We start from the raw sequence: 14,497 nt of genomic DNA, 5'->3' as shown, positions 1-14,497 counted from the left end.
TCGGCTGGGTGAGGTTAGAGGCTACTCCATTATTGGACCCCGGCAAAATCGGGCCTTCGCCATGGATGCCCCTCCCCCCGAGGCCGCTCGGTAAGCCCGGCGCCTGCGAACGTCACGGCCCGTCACGACAAGGCCCGAGCTGGTCTCGCTGAGCAGTTGCCCAGCAGAGCCGAGGTTGTGAACTACCGGCTTGGGCAAAGGCCCTTCATCTGCTAGAGTTTCTCCTGAAGCAACCCGAGAGATGGACGTGCCTGAACCAGAACGCAGGCTCGCCGCGGTGCTTTCCGCTGACATGGTCGGCTTCAGTCGGCTGATGGAGGTCGACGAGACGGGGACGCTCGCGCGTCTCAAGACTCATCGGATCGAGCTGATCGATCCGGCCATTGCCAAGAATCGCGGCCGCATCATAAAGACGACGGGCGACGGCCTGCTGGTGGAATTCCACAGCGTTGCCGATGCCGTGCTGTGCGCGGCCGAGGTTCAGCGCCGGATGGCGCGCCGCAACGCCGACGTTCCGCCGGCGCGCTGGATACAGTTTCGCATCGGCATCAATCTGGGCGACGTCATCGTTGATGAAAACGACATCTTTGGCGATGGCGTCAACGTCGCGGCGCGCCTGCAAATGCTGGCCGAGCCCGGCGGCATCTGTGTTTCGGGCGCCGTGCGCGAGCAGGTCGGCCAGCGACTGGACGACGTCGAATTCGACGATCTCGGCGAGCAGAGCGTCAAGAATATCGCACGGCCTATCCGCACCTTTCGGGTGCGGCTTGAATCCAGTCTCCAAGGTGCGCCGGAGGGCGCGAAGGACACTTCGGTCGCGACAGCAAGCTCGAAGAAGCCATCCATTGCCGTGCTGCCGCTCGCTAACATGAGTGGCGATCCTGAGCAGGAGTTCTTCGCGGACGGCCTCACCGAGGACATCATCACCGAGCTGTCGCGCTTCCACGACCTGCTCGTCATCTCGCGCAACTCCGCCTTCGTGTACAAGGGCAAGGCGGTCAAGGTTCAGGACGTCGCGCGCGAATTCGGCGTCGACTACGTCCTCGAGGGGAGTGTGCGGAAGGCGGGCGACCGCGTCCGCGTCACCGTGCAGCTGATCGACGCGGAAACCGACCGGCACGTCTGGGCCGAACGCTATGACCGCGAGATCAAGGACGTCTTTGCCATCCAGGACGAGATGACCCGAGCAATCGCCGCAACGCTGCCCGGCCGCGTCGAGGCCGCCACGCAGGACCGCGCGAAACGCAAGCCCACCGACAACATGGTGGCCTATGAGTGCGTGCTGGCCGCCAAGGTGCTGCATCACCGCTCGACGCGGGCTGACAACGCGGAAGCGCAGCACCTGCTCGACCGCGCTCTCGCACTCGATCCGAATTATGCGCATGCTCACGCCTGGAAGGCATGCGTGCTGGGCCAGACCTGGGTTTATGACTGGTGCGCCGATCGCGATGCGGCGCTCCAGCAGGTCGCCGCGGAGCTGGAGATCACGCTGGGGCTGGACGACAACGACAGCGACGTTCACCGGATTCTCGCCGCGCTGAACCTGAACCGCGATGATCACGACAAGGCCGCGTACCACCAGGAACGGGCGCTCGCGCTGAACCCCAACTACGACCTTGTCGTCGTTCAGCAGGGCGAGCTCCTGACCTGGCTTGGGCGGCCTGAGGAGGGCATCGACTGGATCAAGAAGGCCATGCGCCTCAACCCCTATCACCCGGAGCGTTTCTGGAGTCACCTGGGGCGTGCCTGCTATTGCGCCGAGAAATACGCCGAAGCCGCCGAGGCCTTCTCGCGGATCACACGGCCTGACCACACCCATCATGCCTTCCTCGCAGCCACCTTCGCGCAGATGGGCAACGCGGTCGCCGCCGCCGCGCATGCGACAGAGGTCACAAAGCGCGAGCCGAAATTCTCGGTGGCCGCGTACCTCGCGACCCAGCATTACAAGCACGAGGCCGACCGCCGGCGCCTCGAGGCCGGCCTCCTCAAGGCGGGCCTGCCAAGCTGACCAACCACGCTGACCCCGGCGATGTACCTTGCGAAGAGATGGTCCGGATTTGCTGCTGTGGAGGCCGCCGCGCTTGAATCATGTTCAAACCGATGCCTTCAATCGGCAAGCCCGCACTTCCGAGAGTAACCGCTAGCCGGTCGTGCCGACATGCCAAAATCGACGCAATTGACCCATTGCGGAAGTCGCACCCAAGTCAGAGCCAAAACCAGGGCAGAGTGAGATAGACGCAAGCGATCATCGAGAGCACAGGAATTAGCCACACCCATCCCGACCAAACGTATCGCGCCGAACGTCCGGGCAGCGCAGCAGCAACAAGGCCGACCATCAGCGCCCCGAGTGCGGCGGTCGCGGCCCACCCGTACCAGTACATCGCAGGAGCCAGAAATCCCATCGCAGGGTCGGCGACATCTCGCGAGTGATGCGTGCCAGCGAGCACGACGCCGAGCGACGGGAAAACGGTGAAGAGAGCACAGTCCTTGGCGAGTGCGACAACGTAGAAGAGCCCGAACGTGGTCCCGAACGCGAATGCAAAGCGGCGGAATGGCGCTGATGACGTCATGAGCCGAAACCCATGATGTTGTTAGCGACGTGGCCGGACAGAAAGCCCCACCAAACGATAAAGGCGAGGATCGAAGTGAGCGCGGTGCGTGTTTGGGCTGGCTCATCATCAAACGGCCGTCGCCAGCAAACCCAGTAGGCGGGTAACAACGCCAATCCGATAGCTGCGAAGTGCTCCTTGAGGTCGAAGAAGCCGAGTACGTGCCAGTGACCCGCGCGCTCCAACTCGGGTCTGACATCCACACGGAAATAGAGGTAGATGATCCCACCCAGCAGCGTCGTGACCACATACAGCGCGACCACGGCGTTTGCAAACAAGGCGGACGGCACGGAACGAAAGCGGCCAAAGAATGAAGGCGGTCGCGCCTCCACCGATGCCCATGCCGCCAAAGTCTGGTGGGTTATCGCGCCAAGCAGTGTGACTGCGATCAATCCGTGGATGATCAGAAGAGCTGTCGCCAGAACCTCACTCCCGCAAACGCCTGCCTCCGGCTCACTTGAAGAGTTCCTCAGCCCCAAAGGGTTCTGCCGACCACGGCCTGAACCGATTGAGGGTGAATTTCGTTTTCTGGCCGGGTTGGACATCGACAAGCACGTAATTGTACTCCTCTTTCGGAGCCTGTCCCTTCCAGTAGAGGTCCGGCGGATAGTCAGCGGGTACCTTGATGCTCGTGCGACCGGGAAGAATTGGGTCCTGTTCCGCGCCGCCACCGCCCAGCATCAGATACTTTACGCCATCTACCTCGTAGATTTCGGTGGTGTGGACGTGCCCGTTCAACACGACCACCTCCATGTCCTTGGCATACGACGCGATCACCTTGTGCGGATTGTCGGGGGCCGGGATTGGACCTAAGCCAGACCGCGCAAACACAGGATAGTGGAAGACAATAAAGGCCTTACGAATGCCATTGGCCTTGGCTTCGTCCAGCCACTTCTGAAGCTGCGTCATCTGTTCGGCATACTTTGGCCGATCAGCGTCCCAAAGCGAAGGCGAACGGTAGTCGTACTTGCCGCTCCAAAGATAGATGAAGCGGGTGCCTTTGAAGTCGAATTTGTAAATGAGGTTTTCGGGCGTTACGCCGAATTTCTTCAAATACGGCACGGCCGAGAGAACGCCCTCAATCTTGGGGTCCGCCCATACCTCGTGATTGCCCACACTCATGAAAAAGCGCCCATCCAGACCGGCTGCACGCATTTCGTCGTCCGGCGCAGGTAGCTTCTTCAACATCGTATCGTTCACGCGCTTCCAGTATGGGCTGTCACTGACGGTCAAACCCTGATTGCCCCACCATACGGCATCACCGCTATTGACCACGAATTTGGCGCGACCGGACTGGACGTCTTTCACGATTTCACGCGTCACCCATTCGCCGCCCTGGAGCCGGAACATCGTCCGCTGCACGCCGGGAAGCAGCTTTACGTCCTCAACGGAGGCCTCTGTCACCCACCCTTTATCGACCGTCAGCGTCATGACTTCGGTCTTGGACGCGAATGGCATGATTACCTTGGTCAGCTCCTTTGTGGCCGGATCGAAGATCATCTTCACATCCTTCGCCACAACGGCTTCAGCGACCTTCTCCGGCATGACCAGCCCGAACATCTCAACGAAGAACTTGTTGAGGTCCGGCTGCCCTTCCTTCAGCGGGAGGTACATCATCGGGCGGGTGTCGCCGACCGCCGCGAACGAAAATCCGGCCCCTTCGGTAGACGGTGCTTGCGCGGTCGTCGTTTGCGCCTGCGCATCGGGAATGAGCGGCACGTAGAGCACCGGCAGCGTTGCGAGTGCGAGTACACGGCGCCGACTGGGCTCGTTAGGCCGGGAGGATTGCATGATAACCACCCCTGATCGAGGAGAGGGAATGAGCCGCCGCATAGGGTGCGCAACACAATTTGCCCTTCAGCGGCAGGTAAGCTTGATATAGATCAACGCCGTCACAGCCGTCGGCATCCCAGCGCTTTTCCCGCAATCAGCTCCGTGAAGCCGGCTCGCACCGCCTCACAGCAAAAACGCAAGCGCCGCTTCACAGCGATCCTCGACCTTCAGGGTCAGAAGATCGTCCCAGTGGCACGCCAAGCATGTCCTCGGCACCGGGAGCAACGCGTAGCCCGTCAAGCCGCCAGCAGCTCGTCGAGCAAAAAAAGCCCGGCTCAAGGCCGGGCTTTTCGTTCATTGGCGCTTGTCCTGACCGTGGCCTCCGCCACCGCCCGGTCCGCCGCCACCGCGTGGTGCGGCGTTGATGTGCGGCGCGCCGCCGCCCTGCGGGATCGCGGGCGCGGCTGCGTGCGGGGCAGCCGCGGCCGGCATCTGCGCGCGTGCGTTCATCGGCGAGCCACCGCCGCCGCGCGCCGCATTGGGCTGCGTCATGTGGGGCGTGGCGCGCTCGATCCGCGGCGCAGCCGCACGCGGTTCGTCATGGCCGCGGGCCATGATCGGCGGCGTCTGCGTGCGGGCGCGGGCCATCGGCTGCTGGTGCACGGCCGCTCTTGCGTTCTCACGCGTCATCCGCGCGTGCTCGCGCGTCATGCGGGCCTGCACTGCCGCGCGTTCGTGCCCTTCGCGCGCGCTACGCGTGGCGATGTCTTTCTCGCGCGTCACGCGTTCCGTCGCACCGGCGCGGGTCCGCTCCGTCGCACCGGCGCGCGACCTCTCCTCGACACCGACACCTGCCTTTGCCTCGGGGAGTGCAGCGTCGCGCGCTGCCGCCGCGCGGCCGATCCGGGCCGCCGAGCGGTCGATAGTCAACCGCGTCGCGAATCGCTCATGCGATTGCCAATAGCCGCTCCAGTAGGCGCGACGGTGATACCAGGGACGTCCCGCATAGTAGCTCGACCAGTACGAGGTCAGCACGAACGGCACGACGGGAACGTCGATCTCGTCGACATAGTCGGGCAGATAGACGTAGCGGTTGCGGTAGAGATATTCGAGATATTGCGACGACACCCAGCCACGATCATCCGACCAGTTCACATCGCACCAGGCGGTGCCTCTGAGACAACCATGGATGGTGACACGCGCGCCACCGGGAATGCGGTCGACCGTCGGAAAGCCTTCACCGGGCCCTGCCCTCAGGCTGACCGTGGTGGTGACGATGCCCGGCGCCGCCAGTGCGGCGGTCGGCATCAGCAGCACGGCTGCTGCGATAAACAATTCTCTCAGTTTCATGGCGAGTTCCTCCTCAGGAGTTGGAACGCCGCAGCGAAACAGGCGTTCCCTGAGGAGTGGTCGCGTTAGCCGAAGGACGCAGGCGTCTCGCAGGCGCGAGATGCGCCGCTCTTGTTTGTCATTCCGGATGCGCCAACGGGTCGGCGTGTAGCACCGCCCGATGACAGGCTCCGCAGGTCCGCATCACCGCGCCTGGAAGGCATGCGTGCTGGGCCAGACCTGGGTTTATGACTGGTGCGCCGATCGCGATGCAGCGCTCCAGCAGGTCGCCGCGGAGCTGGAGATCACGCTGGGGCTGGACGACAATGACAGCGACGTTCACCGGATTCTTCGCCGCGCTGAACCTGAACCGCGATGATCACGACAAGGCCGCGTACCATCGGGAACGGGCGCTCGCGCTGAACGCCAACTACGACCTTGTCGTTGTTCAGCAGGGCGAGCTTCTGACATGGCCTCCTCAAGGCGGGCCTGCCCGGCTGACCCGGGCGATGTACCCTTGCGAAGAGATGGTCCGGATTTGCTGATGTGGAGGCCGCCGCGCTTGAATCATACTCGGTCGCCCTGCTAGCTGGGCCAAAAGAAGAGTTGATGCAGATCAACATGACTCGAACGAGAGCGTGTTAACTGTGAACCGTTCACCAGAAGGAGGAGCAAATGAAGCCACTCTCTGAACAACTCGCCGAGTTGTCGGTACGTGCAAAGGGTGCTGAAGATGCCTTTGAAGGTGCGAAAAAGGAAGCGCACGACAAGATCGAAGCGCGCAAGGCCGCGGCGCTTTCTGCTGCAAAGACGGCAGTCGAAAAGGTGAACCAGCAAATCAAGTCTGCTGGAGAGTCTGCCACCAGAGATACGAAAGCCCTGCAAGCGAAAATTACTGCGGACGTGAACGCCTTAAAGGCGCACGTGGTCGAAGCAAAGCATGGTCTAGATGTGAAACTAGCCGAGAAAAACGCCGAGCTCTTGGAGTCGGACGCCGGTTTCGCGATCGATTACGCCATCGCGTCGGTTGAACAGGCACGACTGGCCGTTCTCGATGCCATCGACGGCCGCCTCGCCGCCGAGCAGGCAAAGCGCTCATAAGAGCGGGAGTAAACTCAGGGACTGGCCCGACGAGAGACCAGACATGATGGGCAATATCCAGGCCATCGAAGTCCAAATCCCCCACGACGTTGTGCAATATTGGGGATGGTTCCTGGTATTTGGAATTGGATTGTTGGCGCTGGGTATTGCCGCCGTTGTCAGGTCGGTGCTGGCCACCGTCGCCACGATGTTGTTCTTCGGATGGCTCTTGGTGTTGGCCTCAGGCATCGAGATGGCGCAGGCGGTCTTGGTGGGGCATTGGGCAGGCTTTTTTCATCATTTGCTTGCCGCGATCCTTTTCGGGGTCGTTGGCCTGATGCTCGTCACGAGGCCGGTCATCAGTGCTGAGGCGCTGACCATCTTCATGGCGTTGTTCTTCCTGATCGGCGGCTTGTTTCAATTGATCGCTTCGATTGCAGTTGCCCAGCCAGGCTGGGGCTGGCAGGCGGCGGACGGAATCATTACGTTCATATTGGGGATACTTGTTCTTGCGCAGTGGCCGGTCTCAGGTCTGTGGGTGATCGGTCTGTTCGTCGGGATTGATCTAATTTTCTACGGCTGCGCGTGGATCGCGCTTGCCCTTAGCTTGCGCACGATGTGAGGACACGATCGAATAGCTCAGGCAAATGGCGCTTATGCACTGGTGTCCGGCGTCGCGCCGCGCGTGCTGGCCTTCAGGCTGCGGGCTCGGTTGGAGCGACTTCGGCACCGAGGGGTCAAACCGTGGCCTGACACACGGCGGCGCCATCGGTCAGCTTGGGGCAAACCTCTCATTTCCGTTTTTGGCCCCAGGGCGAAGTAGGTCGGTAGCTCGCTGAGGTCCGCTGTCACGGGTGAAACGGACTCATCTACCACGATCTAGATCGACGCTTTTGACCCGATCCAGTCTTTAGTCGTGATGGCATCCTGCAGTCCGGTGAAGCCCCTTCATGCCACAACCTGCAAAACCTATCTATAGTTTGTCTTGAGCAGGCCGATACGTCTGCGGCAGTCGTTAGCGAGAGGTCTTCCGATGACCATCACCCTCAACCACACCATCGTCCCTGCCCGCGACAAGAGGGCAGCGGCGCAATTTTTCGCGCGCATTTTTGGCCTCCATGCCGATCCGAAAGACGGCCATTTCGCGCCGGTACGTATCAACGACACGCTTACGCTTCTTTTCGACGATGACGAGGAGTTCGAGAGCCACCACTACGCCTTCCACGTCAGCGATGCCGCGTTCGATGCCATCTTCGGCCGCATTCGCGAGGCGAAGCTCGCCTATGGCAGCGCACCGTGGAGCCTCGACGACGGTAAGCTCAACGACTGGAACGGCGGCCGTGGCGTCTATTTTCGGGACCCTGATGGCCATGTGCTCGAACTCATGACCGTACCGCAGTGAACTTTAACCCCTCCGCTGCAGCGATGAGGAGATCGAGGCGATCAAAGGCCGCACGGGTGCGTTCTATGTTGCTCCCCCGATGGGCTTGTGAACCCAGGCTATGTGGCTCCGGGCACGGGCTGCCCCGAGCGCCGTCATCGCGTCCAGTGGCGCGCTACGAAAACAACGCCAGGCCCGCGTGCGCTTGCGACGAGGGCGCGCCTGATTGATTCCTATGATATGAAGATCGCAGGTTGGGGGTGACCTCTCTGACTATCTCATCGGGTTCCGCGTCCTCGCGTCGGTTAGCGTCGCGGCCCCGATCTCGACCGCCAAACAATGGTGCACAAGCAGCTCAAGGGAGCGGTATCACAAAGGAGGGTATCATGTACCATTTCGCCACAGCTTTAATCGCCGGCACTATCGCCACGGTACTTGTTAGCGGCATTGCATTCATGCCTGCTCCCGCGGAGGCTGCGAAGCTGTCCAAAGCTGAAAGGGTTACCCTAGAAAAGGCGACCGCTGCATGCAAGGTGGAGGCGAAGGGCATGAAGTTCAGCTGGCACTGGCGGAAGCGCCAGAAATACGTCCGAAATTGCATCATAAGGACGGCTGTTCAAGCCGATCCCAGCATAAACATCTCGGAAGTCCGCAGGACGGTGAATATGATGGATCTTCGGATGCAGCGACCCGGGGAATGGGGATGTGACCCGATGTGTTGAAGCGAGCCGCGCCTGTCGTTGCAAGAAGAAGCCAACAGCCAAAATATCCTTGCACTTGCTGCGGCTGTTTTGAACCGCCACACTAGTACCTGGTTCGTCTATTCAACCGTGACAGGCTCCAGGCCGTATTTCGACAGCCGCAGACATCGCACCGGGACAAGCCATCAGCATCTGCGAGTGCGTCGTCACTTCGGCGCCAACACGCCTGCAGCTCCGTGAAGCCGGTTCGCTCCGCCTCACAGCAAAAACGCGAGCGCCGCTTCACAGCGATCCTCGACCTTCAGGGTCAGAAGATCATCCGCCCGGGTGCGCCCGAGATTGACGGCGGCAATCGGTATCTGCTTTCGAGCAGCCATCTGCACGAAGCGAAAGCCGGAATACACCATGAGCGAGGAGCCGATGATCAACATGGCGTCGGCCTGCTCCAGGTGATCTCGCGCCGTCGCGACGACCTCACGAGAGACGTTTTCGCCGAAGAACACGACGTCGGGCTTGAGGATCCCACCGCACTGCCCGCACGAAGGCACGGTGAAGGACGAGAAGTCCGAACTTTCGAGGTCTGCGTCACCGTCAGGCGCATCCGCGGCGTCGAGCGCGAGCCATTCCGCATTGACCCGACCGAGCGTGCGCTGAAATTGCTCGCGCGACATTCTCAGCTCGCATCCCATGCAGCGCACCAGATCGAGCCGCCCGTGAAGATCGATGACTTGCCGACTGCCGGCGGACTGATGCAGCCGATCCACGTTCTGGGTCACGAGGAGTTCGCATCGTCCATTGGCTTCGAGCCGCGCCAGCGCATGATGGGCATCATTGGGTGAAGCCTGGCCAAACCGCCGCCATCCGATCAGGCTCCGCGCCCAATAGCGCTGGCGAGTGCCTTCATCGCCCATGAAAGCCTGGTAGGTGACCGGTGGCGTTCGCTTCCAGTTGCCATGGCTGTCCCGGTAGTCGGGGATGCCGGAATTTGTGCTGCAGCCCGCCCCGGTCAGCACGAAAAGACGCGGGTTGCGGTCAATAAAATCTTCGAGCGGACGTTTTGCCATCGGCCAGATGTAGTTTGCTCCGCCTGCAATTGCCAGACGGCCGCCGCAAGCCTCGACTGCGCGGCCCCTCTCACTCGCCCGCCATCGCCGCCTCGACAAACCCCGCGGGGTCGTCGCAGAATTGGCGCATCAGCCTGTAATGGTCGGTCTGCTCGACGGTGGTCGGCTCAAGCCCGTATCTCGACAACCGCAGGAGCGTCGCGCCGGGATAGGCCATCAGGATCGGCGAGTGGGTGGCCATGATGATCTGGCAGCGGCCGATCTCCTCCATCCGCCGCATCAGTTTCAAGAATTCGATCTGGCGCGACGGCGACAGCGCGGATTCCGGCTCGTCGAAGATGAAGATGCCCTGGCGCTGGCAGCGCTCCTCGAAAAAACGCAGAAAACCCTCTCCGTGGGAGTGCGAGAGAAAGTCGGGCGGAGGTGGCCCCGGTGTTCCGATGGCGGCCTCGTCGAGATAGCGCGCCACCGAGAAAAAGCTCTCGGCGCGGAAGAACCAGCCATTGGTGATCTTGGGCAGCCAGCTCGCGCGCAGCGCCCTGGAAAGCTCGCCGCCCATCTTCTCCAGGGCCTGCGAATGATCGACCGGCCTGTGGCCCTTGCCGCCGCCGGCCTCGTCATAGCCGGCCAGCACGGCAATGCCTTCGAGCAGCGTGGATTTGCCGGTGCCGTTCTCGCCGACGATGATGGTGAAGGCGTGCTCGAAACTCAGCTCGAAATCGTCGCGCAACAGCGGCAGGCAGAACGGATAGGCCTCGCGGTCGGGGATGCGCGCGGGATCGAGCCAGAGGCGCTTGAGGTAGGGCGCCGGCAGGTTGATCGTGCGGTTTCGCCTGGCCATGCGCCCTGCCCCGTCCAACGAAATGCGGTTGCGGCCATCACTGGCACAACCGACAGAACATAACAAGAACAATATTCAACCGAACGCGGTGGTGCGCGTTACCCCGCCATCGGCGTGATCTATGATTCAACCGCCCATGCCCTCAGCCACCTACGCCCTCTTCCGCAACGCGATCCAGACCGAGCAGCAGGTGCTGTGCACCTATGAGGGCCGGCATCGCGAGCTCTGCCCGCACATCATCGGCACCAACAAACGCGGCGAGGAAGTCGTGCTGGCCTGGCAGTTCGCGGGCGACAGCTCCGGGCCATTGCCGCAATGGCGCTGCTTGCGGCTTGCGAGTGTACGCTTCGCGCGGCAGCGCGCCGGTCCCTGGCACGAGGGCGGCTCGCACAAGAGCGAGCAGAGCTGCGTCGCCAACGTCGATCTCGACATCAACATCGACGTGCGCAAGCGGCGGAAGCCAACGCCACGCAAGGGACCTTCGGACTGACTTGCCCGACGGGCAAATCACGCGCATTTCGCTGGACGATGCGCCATTCGCACCCGCCTGGGGCTTGAAAGGCCCGTGCGCGCAGAATTCAATTTCGCGAAGCATTTCAACGTGATTTGGGTCGTCCAGTCCTCGCGCGAAAAATATTCCGCTTGGTTTGTCGGGCAAATCAGTGGCTTTGATCGGCGCGTCCCGGGCCCGATCAAGAGGGGCGCTTCGCGATCGTCACGAGTGTTGGGCGCGGGATGCGATGGACGCTTTGGTATCAACTGACGAGTGATGCCAAAGCGGACGGCGAAGTCGTGTGGTCCTGATGCCCCGACGCTGGCATCAAGTTCGCGGGACGAAACATCTCGCGGATGACGGTGGCAAGAAAGCCCGGTCACCGGGGAGAGCACGAAGGAAACCGTAAAACCGTCGCGCAGGGAATGCCGGTGTTTGCGGCGATACCTGTGGTGACTAACTCGTGTGCTTTCCATCTTTGCACGCGAGGCTGCGGGTGCGCCAAGACACCCGGCATTCCCTGCGCCCTCTGCCTTTCCGAGGGTTTTGCGCACAGCCCGGGCGAAAACGCGCCGCGGGAAGGCGGATGGCTGGATATATCCCAGTCATGTCCGCGCATACTGGGTCGCCCGATCAAGTCGGGCGACGACCGCGTTGTTGTTTGACATCTGAATCGGAACACGGCTCTCGTCGCCTCGTCATTGCGGGGAGCGAAAGCTCCGAAGCTTGCGCTAGCAATGACGGCGTAGAGATACCTATAGCGCTTCCAGCACCAGCTCCATGGTCATCAGCACGGGGTTGTCGCCGCGGACAAGCCGGCCTTGCGCCAGGCCGCCGGTGTAGTCGACCAGCGCGACGTCGAGCGTCGCTTCCGGCGCACCGCCTGCACCCGGCGCGATGACGCCCGATGTCACCGTCAGCTCGGTCGCGAAGGGTTCGACCACGCCGCCATCGACGAAGCGCGCGCCGATGGTCGAGCCGACACCGCCGTGGACCCTCGCACGCGCGATGCCGCGCTCGCGGCAAAAGCTCTCGAGCGCGCCGGCAACATCCTGGTTTGGCTTGAGGCGCAGCGCGAAGGCTCGGGTTGGTGCGTCAGCGCGATTGGCTACGCTGGAGACAGGGCCAAACAGCTTGAAATTGGTCTCGGCGTCGGGCTCCGCGGCAAAGACCGCACCATCGATGCCGAAGGCATCGACCGAAAACGGCTCGGCGACGATGGTCTCCTCGGGCAGGATATGCCCGCCGTTGTTTCGCCCGTCGGCCTCACGCCACAGCGCATGACAGTGAAAGAACGGCGCACCGTCGCGCAATCCCAAGGTCATCGTCCCAGTCGTCAGCCGCGTGATGCCAGCGGGGCGGAACGTATCGCTGTAGAAGGCGGCGTTCTCGCCGGTCTTCGACAGCGCCGGCATCACATAGGCGAATGGCCCGAGCGCGCCGTCCTTGAGGTTGAGCGTGCCGCCGGCAAAGCCTTGAGCGGCAAAGCCACGGCGCGCGGCTTCGAGCAGCGACAGGCCAGCTTCCATTGCGAATGAGAACGCCCGGCCCCTCACCTCCACCCACTGGATGCGCTCGGACGCAACCGGGCCCGGCTGTTTGATGCTGCGCATCACGAGCCGGAAGATTTGGTGACGTCCAAAAGCCCGCGCGCTTCCAGCTCGTCCTTGACCAGACGTTTTGGAATTTTGCCATAGCCGGACTTTGGCAAGGCCTCCCAGAAGAAGAAGCGTTTCGGCATCTTGTAGCGCGGCACCTTCGGGGCGAGGAATGCGGCCATCTCGGCCTCGGTCACGCCCTTGCCGCCCTCGCGCGGCACGCAGACGGCAACTCCGACCTCGCCCCAGGTCGGATCGGGCACGCCCAGCACCGCAACCTCGCCGATCGCCGGATGGGTCAGGATCTTCTCCTCGATCTCGCGCGGGTAGATGTTCGACCCGCCGGAGATGTACATGTCCGAGGCGCGGCCGGTGATATAGACAAAGCCCTCCTCATCCATGTGGCCGAGATCGCCGGTGCGGAACCAGCCGTCGCGAAACGCCTTCGCATTGGCCTCGGGGTTGTCGTAGTAGCCCGCGAATACCGCAGGCCCGATCACGCAGATCTCGCCGGTCTCGAACGGTTTCAGCTCGCGGCCCTGCTCGTCCTGGATCGAGACCTGCATGCCGGTGCGCTCATAGCCGCAGCTGCCGATCCGCGCTTTCGGCCCATCCTCGGTCTCATGCAGCGCCGCCGGCAGCACCGTGATGTTGCCGGTGACTTCGCCGAGCCCGAAATACTGCACGATCACCTTGCCGAGCTTGTGCAGCGCCGTCTTCTGGTCCTCGCGGTACATCGGCGCGCCGGCATAGATGACGTGGCGGAGCGAGGAATGGTCGTAGCGCTCGACGGCGGGATGCTCGACCATCATCTTCAGGATGGTCGGCACGGTGAACAGGTTGCTCACCCTGTGCGTCGCGATCAGCCGGAACGCCTCGTCGATGTCGAAACGCTCGGTCGGCAGCAGCACGGTCTTGGCGCCGCGCGCGGTCTGCATGAGCTGGTGCACGCCGGCGCCATGCGACAGCGGCGCCACCACGAGCGAGGCGTCCTGCTCGGTGGTGCCGGGCGTGAGGTCGGCGAGGTGGTTGGTGACGACAAAGCCCATCTGACCGTGGGTCAGCACCGCCGCCTTGGAACGCCCTGTGGTGCCCGAGGTGAAGAAGAACCAGCAGGGGTCGTCATGCTCGACGGCGACGTTGTCGACCTTGGCTCCCACATGCGCCTTGATCGCTTCGGCGACCGAGGTTTCGCCGAAACTGCCGGTCTCGCCGATGCGCCAGGTGAAGACGGGCCCCTTCACGGCTGCGGCATGCTCGGGGAAGTCGCCGTGGCACAGGAATCCCTTGGCGCCGGAGGCGCTGGCGAGATAGGCGACCTCGTCCGGCATCAGGCGAAAATTGGTGGGCACCCAGACCGCGCCGAGCCGGAAGGCGGCGAACATCGAGCAGAACATCTCGTCGCCGTTCTTGGAATGGACGAGGATGCGGTCGCCCTTCCCGATGCCGCGCGCCGCAAGCGCCGCTGCCAGCGCCGAGACATTCGCGTCGATCTCGGCCCAGGTCCAGGCGCGCTCGCCCCAGACGAAGCCGTCGCGCGTGCCATGCCGGCGCGTATTCTGCGTCAGCATATGCGCAAGGTTCATCACCCGGCGCGACATGCGGAGCGGCAGCAACGGCGCAGCCAT

Annotated in this window: 15 protein-coding genes; 7 read left to right on the top strand and 8 right to left on the bottom strand. The window is 62.6% G+C overall.

All coding sequences use genetic code 11. The features are described 5' to 3' along the window. Window positions 1–241 precede the first annotated feature (241 nt). Window positions 242–2,008, top strand: coding sequence for an adenylate/guanylate cyclase domain-containing protein (locus QOU61_RS18360; RefSeq protein WP_289661278.1), 1,767 nt, complete (start codon window positions 242–244; stop codon window positions 2,006–2,008). Window positions 2,009–2,204: 196 nt separating this feature from the next. Here the strand turns inward: QOU61_RS18360 and QOU61_RS18355 are convergent, their stop codons facing one another. From QOU61_RS18355 to QOU61_RS18340, 4 genes are all read right to left on the bottom strand, one after another. Continuing rightward, a complete protein-coding gene (locus QOU61_RS18355; RefSeq protein ID WP_289661276.1) occupies window positions 2,205–2,570 on the bottom strand; it encodes a hypothetical protein in 366 nt (121 codons plus the stop codon). Next, window positions 2,567–3,001 carry a hypothetical protein gene (locus QOU61_RS18350; protein ID WP_289661274.1) on the bottom strand — a complete coding sequence of 145 codons (435 nt, stop codon included), beginning with the start codon at window positions 2,999–3,001 and terminating at the stop codon, window positions 2,567–2,569. Before QOU61_RS18350 ends, QOU61_RS18355 begins: the two co-directional genes overlap by 4 nt. A gap of 61 nt (window positions 3,002–3,062) precedes the next feature. After that, a complete protein-coding gene (locus tag QOU61_RS18345) occupies window positions 3,063–4,400 on the bottom strand; it encodes a metallophosphoesterase family protein (RefSeq protein WP_289661272.1) in 1,338 nt (445 codons plus the stop codon). 336 nt (window positions 4,401–4,736) lie between these two features. Continuing rightward, window positions 4,737–5,732: an SH3 domain-containing protein gene (locus tag QOU61_RS18340; RefSeq protein WP_289661269.1), complete on the bottom strand. Its 996-nt coding sequence runs from the start codon at window positions 5,730–5,732 to the stop codon at window positions 4,737–4,739. Between the two features lie 305 nt (window positions 5,733–6,037). Here QOU61_RS18340 and QOU61_RS37355 point away from each other — a divergent pair, with 305 nt between their 5' ends. The 5 genes from QOU61_RS37355 to QOU61_RS18315 all read left to right on the top strand — a co-directional run bounded on the left by QOU61_RS37355 (window position 6,038) and on the right by QOU61_RS18315 (window position 8,894). Beyond that, a complete protein-coding gene (locus QOU61_RS37355) occupies window positions 6,038–6,256 on the top strand; it encodes a hypothetical protein (protein WP_502876938.1) in 219 nt (72 codons plus the stop codon). A 130-nt stretch (window positions 6,257–6,386) separates the two neighbouring features. Then, entirely contained in the window at window positions 6,387–6,812 is a 426-nt protein-coding gene (locus QOU61_RS18330) for a hypothetical protein (RefSeq protein WP_289661267.1), read from the top strand. Window positions 6,813–6,855: 43 nt separating this feature from the next. After that, entirely contained in the window at window positions 6,856–7,413 is a 558-nt protein-coding gene (locus QOU61_RS18325; protein WP_289661265.1) for an HdeD family acid-resistance protein, read from the top strand. Window positions 7,414–7,824: 411 nt separating this feature from the next. Next, window positions 7,825–8,193, top strand: a complete 369-nt coding sequence (locus tag QOU61_RS18320; RefSeq protein WP_289661263.1) for a VOC family protein — start codon at window positions 7,825–7,827, stop codon at window positions 8,191–8,193. A 365-nt stretch (window positions 8,194–8,558) separates the two neighbouring features. Then, window positions 8,559–8,894 (top strand): hypothetical protein, encoded by a 336-nt coding sequence (locus tag QOU61_RS18315; RefSeq protein ID WP_289661261.1) that lies wholly within the window; start codon window positions 8,559–8,561, stop codon window positions 8,892–8,894. A gap of 236 nt (window positions 8,895–9,130) precedes the next feature. On the opposite strand, the gene QOU61_RS18310 is transcribed toward QOU61_RS18315, so the two are convergent. Together QOU61_RS18310 and QOU61_RS18305 are read right to left on the bottom strand one after the other, a co-directional pair. Next, window positions 9,131–9,937, bottom strand: a complete 807-nt coding sequence (locus QOU61_RS18310) for an NAD-dependent protein deacetylase (protein ID WP_289661259.1) — start codon at window positions 9,935–9,937, stop codon at window positions 9,131–9,133. A gap of 70 nt (window positions 9,938–10,007) precedes the next feature. Further along, complete coding sequence (locus tag QOU61_RS18305; RefSeq protein WP_289661257.1) at window positions 10,008–10,778, bottom strand: AAA family ATPase; 771 nt, start codon at window positions 10,776–10,778, stop codon at window positions 10,008–10,010. Window positions 10,779–10,914: 136 nt separating this feature from the next. Between QOU61_RS18305 and QOU61_RS18300 the strand changes: the two genes are divergently transcribed. After that, complete coding sequence (locus tag QOU61_RS18300; protein WP_289661255.1) at window positions 10,915–11,268, top strand: hypothetical protein; 354 nt, start codon at window positions 10,915–10,917, stop codon at window positions 11,266–11,268. A gap of 758 nt (window positions 11,269–12,026) precedes the next feature. On the opposite strand, the gene QOU61_RS18295 is transcribed toward QOU61_RS18300, so the two are convergent. Both QOU61_RS18295 and QOU61_RS18290 read right to left on the bottom strand, forming a co-directional pair. Then, on the bottom strand, window positions 12,027–12,884 hold the full coding sequence (locus QOU61_RS18295; RefSeq protein WP_289661253.1) for a PCC domain-containing protein: 858 nt from the start codon (window positions 12,882–12,884) through the stop codon (window positions 12,027–12,029). Continuing rightward, window positions 12,884–14,497, bottom strand: coding sequence for an acyl-CoA synthetase (locus QOU61_RS18290; RefSeq protein ID WP_502876937.1), 1,614 nt, complete (start codon window positions 14,495–14,497; stop codon window positions 12,884–12,886). The genes QOU61_RS18295 and QOU61_RS18290 overlap by 1 nt, the downstream gene beginning before the upstream one ends.

It is taken from the genome of Bradyrhizobium sp. NP1 (genome assembly GCF_030378205.1).
GTDB lineage: Bacteria > Pseudomonadota > Alphaproteobacteria > Rhizobiales > Xanthobacteraceae > Bradyrhizobium.
This window is presented reverse-complemented; position numbering and strand designations above follow the sequence as displayed.

Coding starts and splice junctions, on each gene's coding strand:
- QOU61_RS18360 (WP_289661278.1), top strand. CDS start 242: ATGGACGTGCCTGAACCAGAACGCAGGCTCGCCGCGGTGCTTTCCGCT.
- QOU61_RS18355 (WP_289661276.1), bottom strand. CDS start 2,570: ATGACGTCATCAGCGCCATTCCGCCGCTTTGCATTCGCGTTCGGGACC.
- QOU61_RS18345 (WP_289661272.1), bottom strand. CDS start 4,400: ATGCAATCCTCCCGGCCTAACGAGCCCAGTCGGCGCCGTGTACTCGCA.
- QOU61_RS18340 (WP_289661269.1), bottom strand. CDS start 5,732: ATGAAACTGAGAGAATTGTTTATCGCAGCAGCCGTGCTGCTGATGCCG.
- QOU61_RS37355 (WP_502876938.1), top strand. CDS start 6,038: ATGACAGCGACGTTCACCGGATTCTTCGCCGCGCTGAACCTGAACCGC.
- QOU61_RS18330 (WP_289661267.1), top strand. CDS start 6,387: ATGAAGCCACTCTCTGAACAACTCGCCGAGTTGTCGGTACGTGCAAAG.
- QOU61_RS18325 (WP_289661265.1), top strand. CDS start 6,856: ATGATGGGCAATATCCAGGCCATCGAAGTCCAAATCCCCCACGACGTT.
- QOU61_RS18320 (WP_289661263.1), top strand. CDS start 7,825: ATGACCATCACCCTCAACCACACCATCGTCCCTGCCCGCGACAAGAGG.
- QOU61_RS18315 (WP_289661261.1), top strand. CDS start 8,559: ATGTACCATTTCGCCACAGCTTTAATCGCCGGCACTATCGCCACGGTA.
- QOU61_RS18310 (WP_289661259.1), bottom strand. CDS start 9,937: ATGGCAAAACGTCCGCTCGAAGATTTTATTGACCGCAACCCGCGTCTT.
- QOU61_RS18305 (WP_289661257.1), bottom strand. CDS start 10,778: ATGGCCAGGCGAAACCGCACGATCAACCTGCCGGCGCCCTACCTCAAG.
- QOU61_RS18300 (WP_289661255.1), top strand. CDS start 10,915: ATGCCCTCAGCCACCTACGCCCTCTTCCGCAACGCGATCCAGACCGAG.
- QOU61_RS18295 (WP_289661253.1), bottom strand. CDS start 12,884: ATGCGCAGCATCAAACAGCCGGGCCCGGTTGCGTCCGAGCGCATCCAG.
- QOU61_RS18290 (WP_502876937.1), bottom strand. CDS start 14,497: ATGGCTGCGCCGTTGCTGCCGCTCCGCATGTCGCGCCGGGTGATGAAC.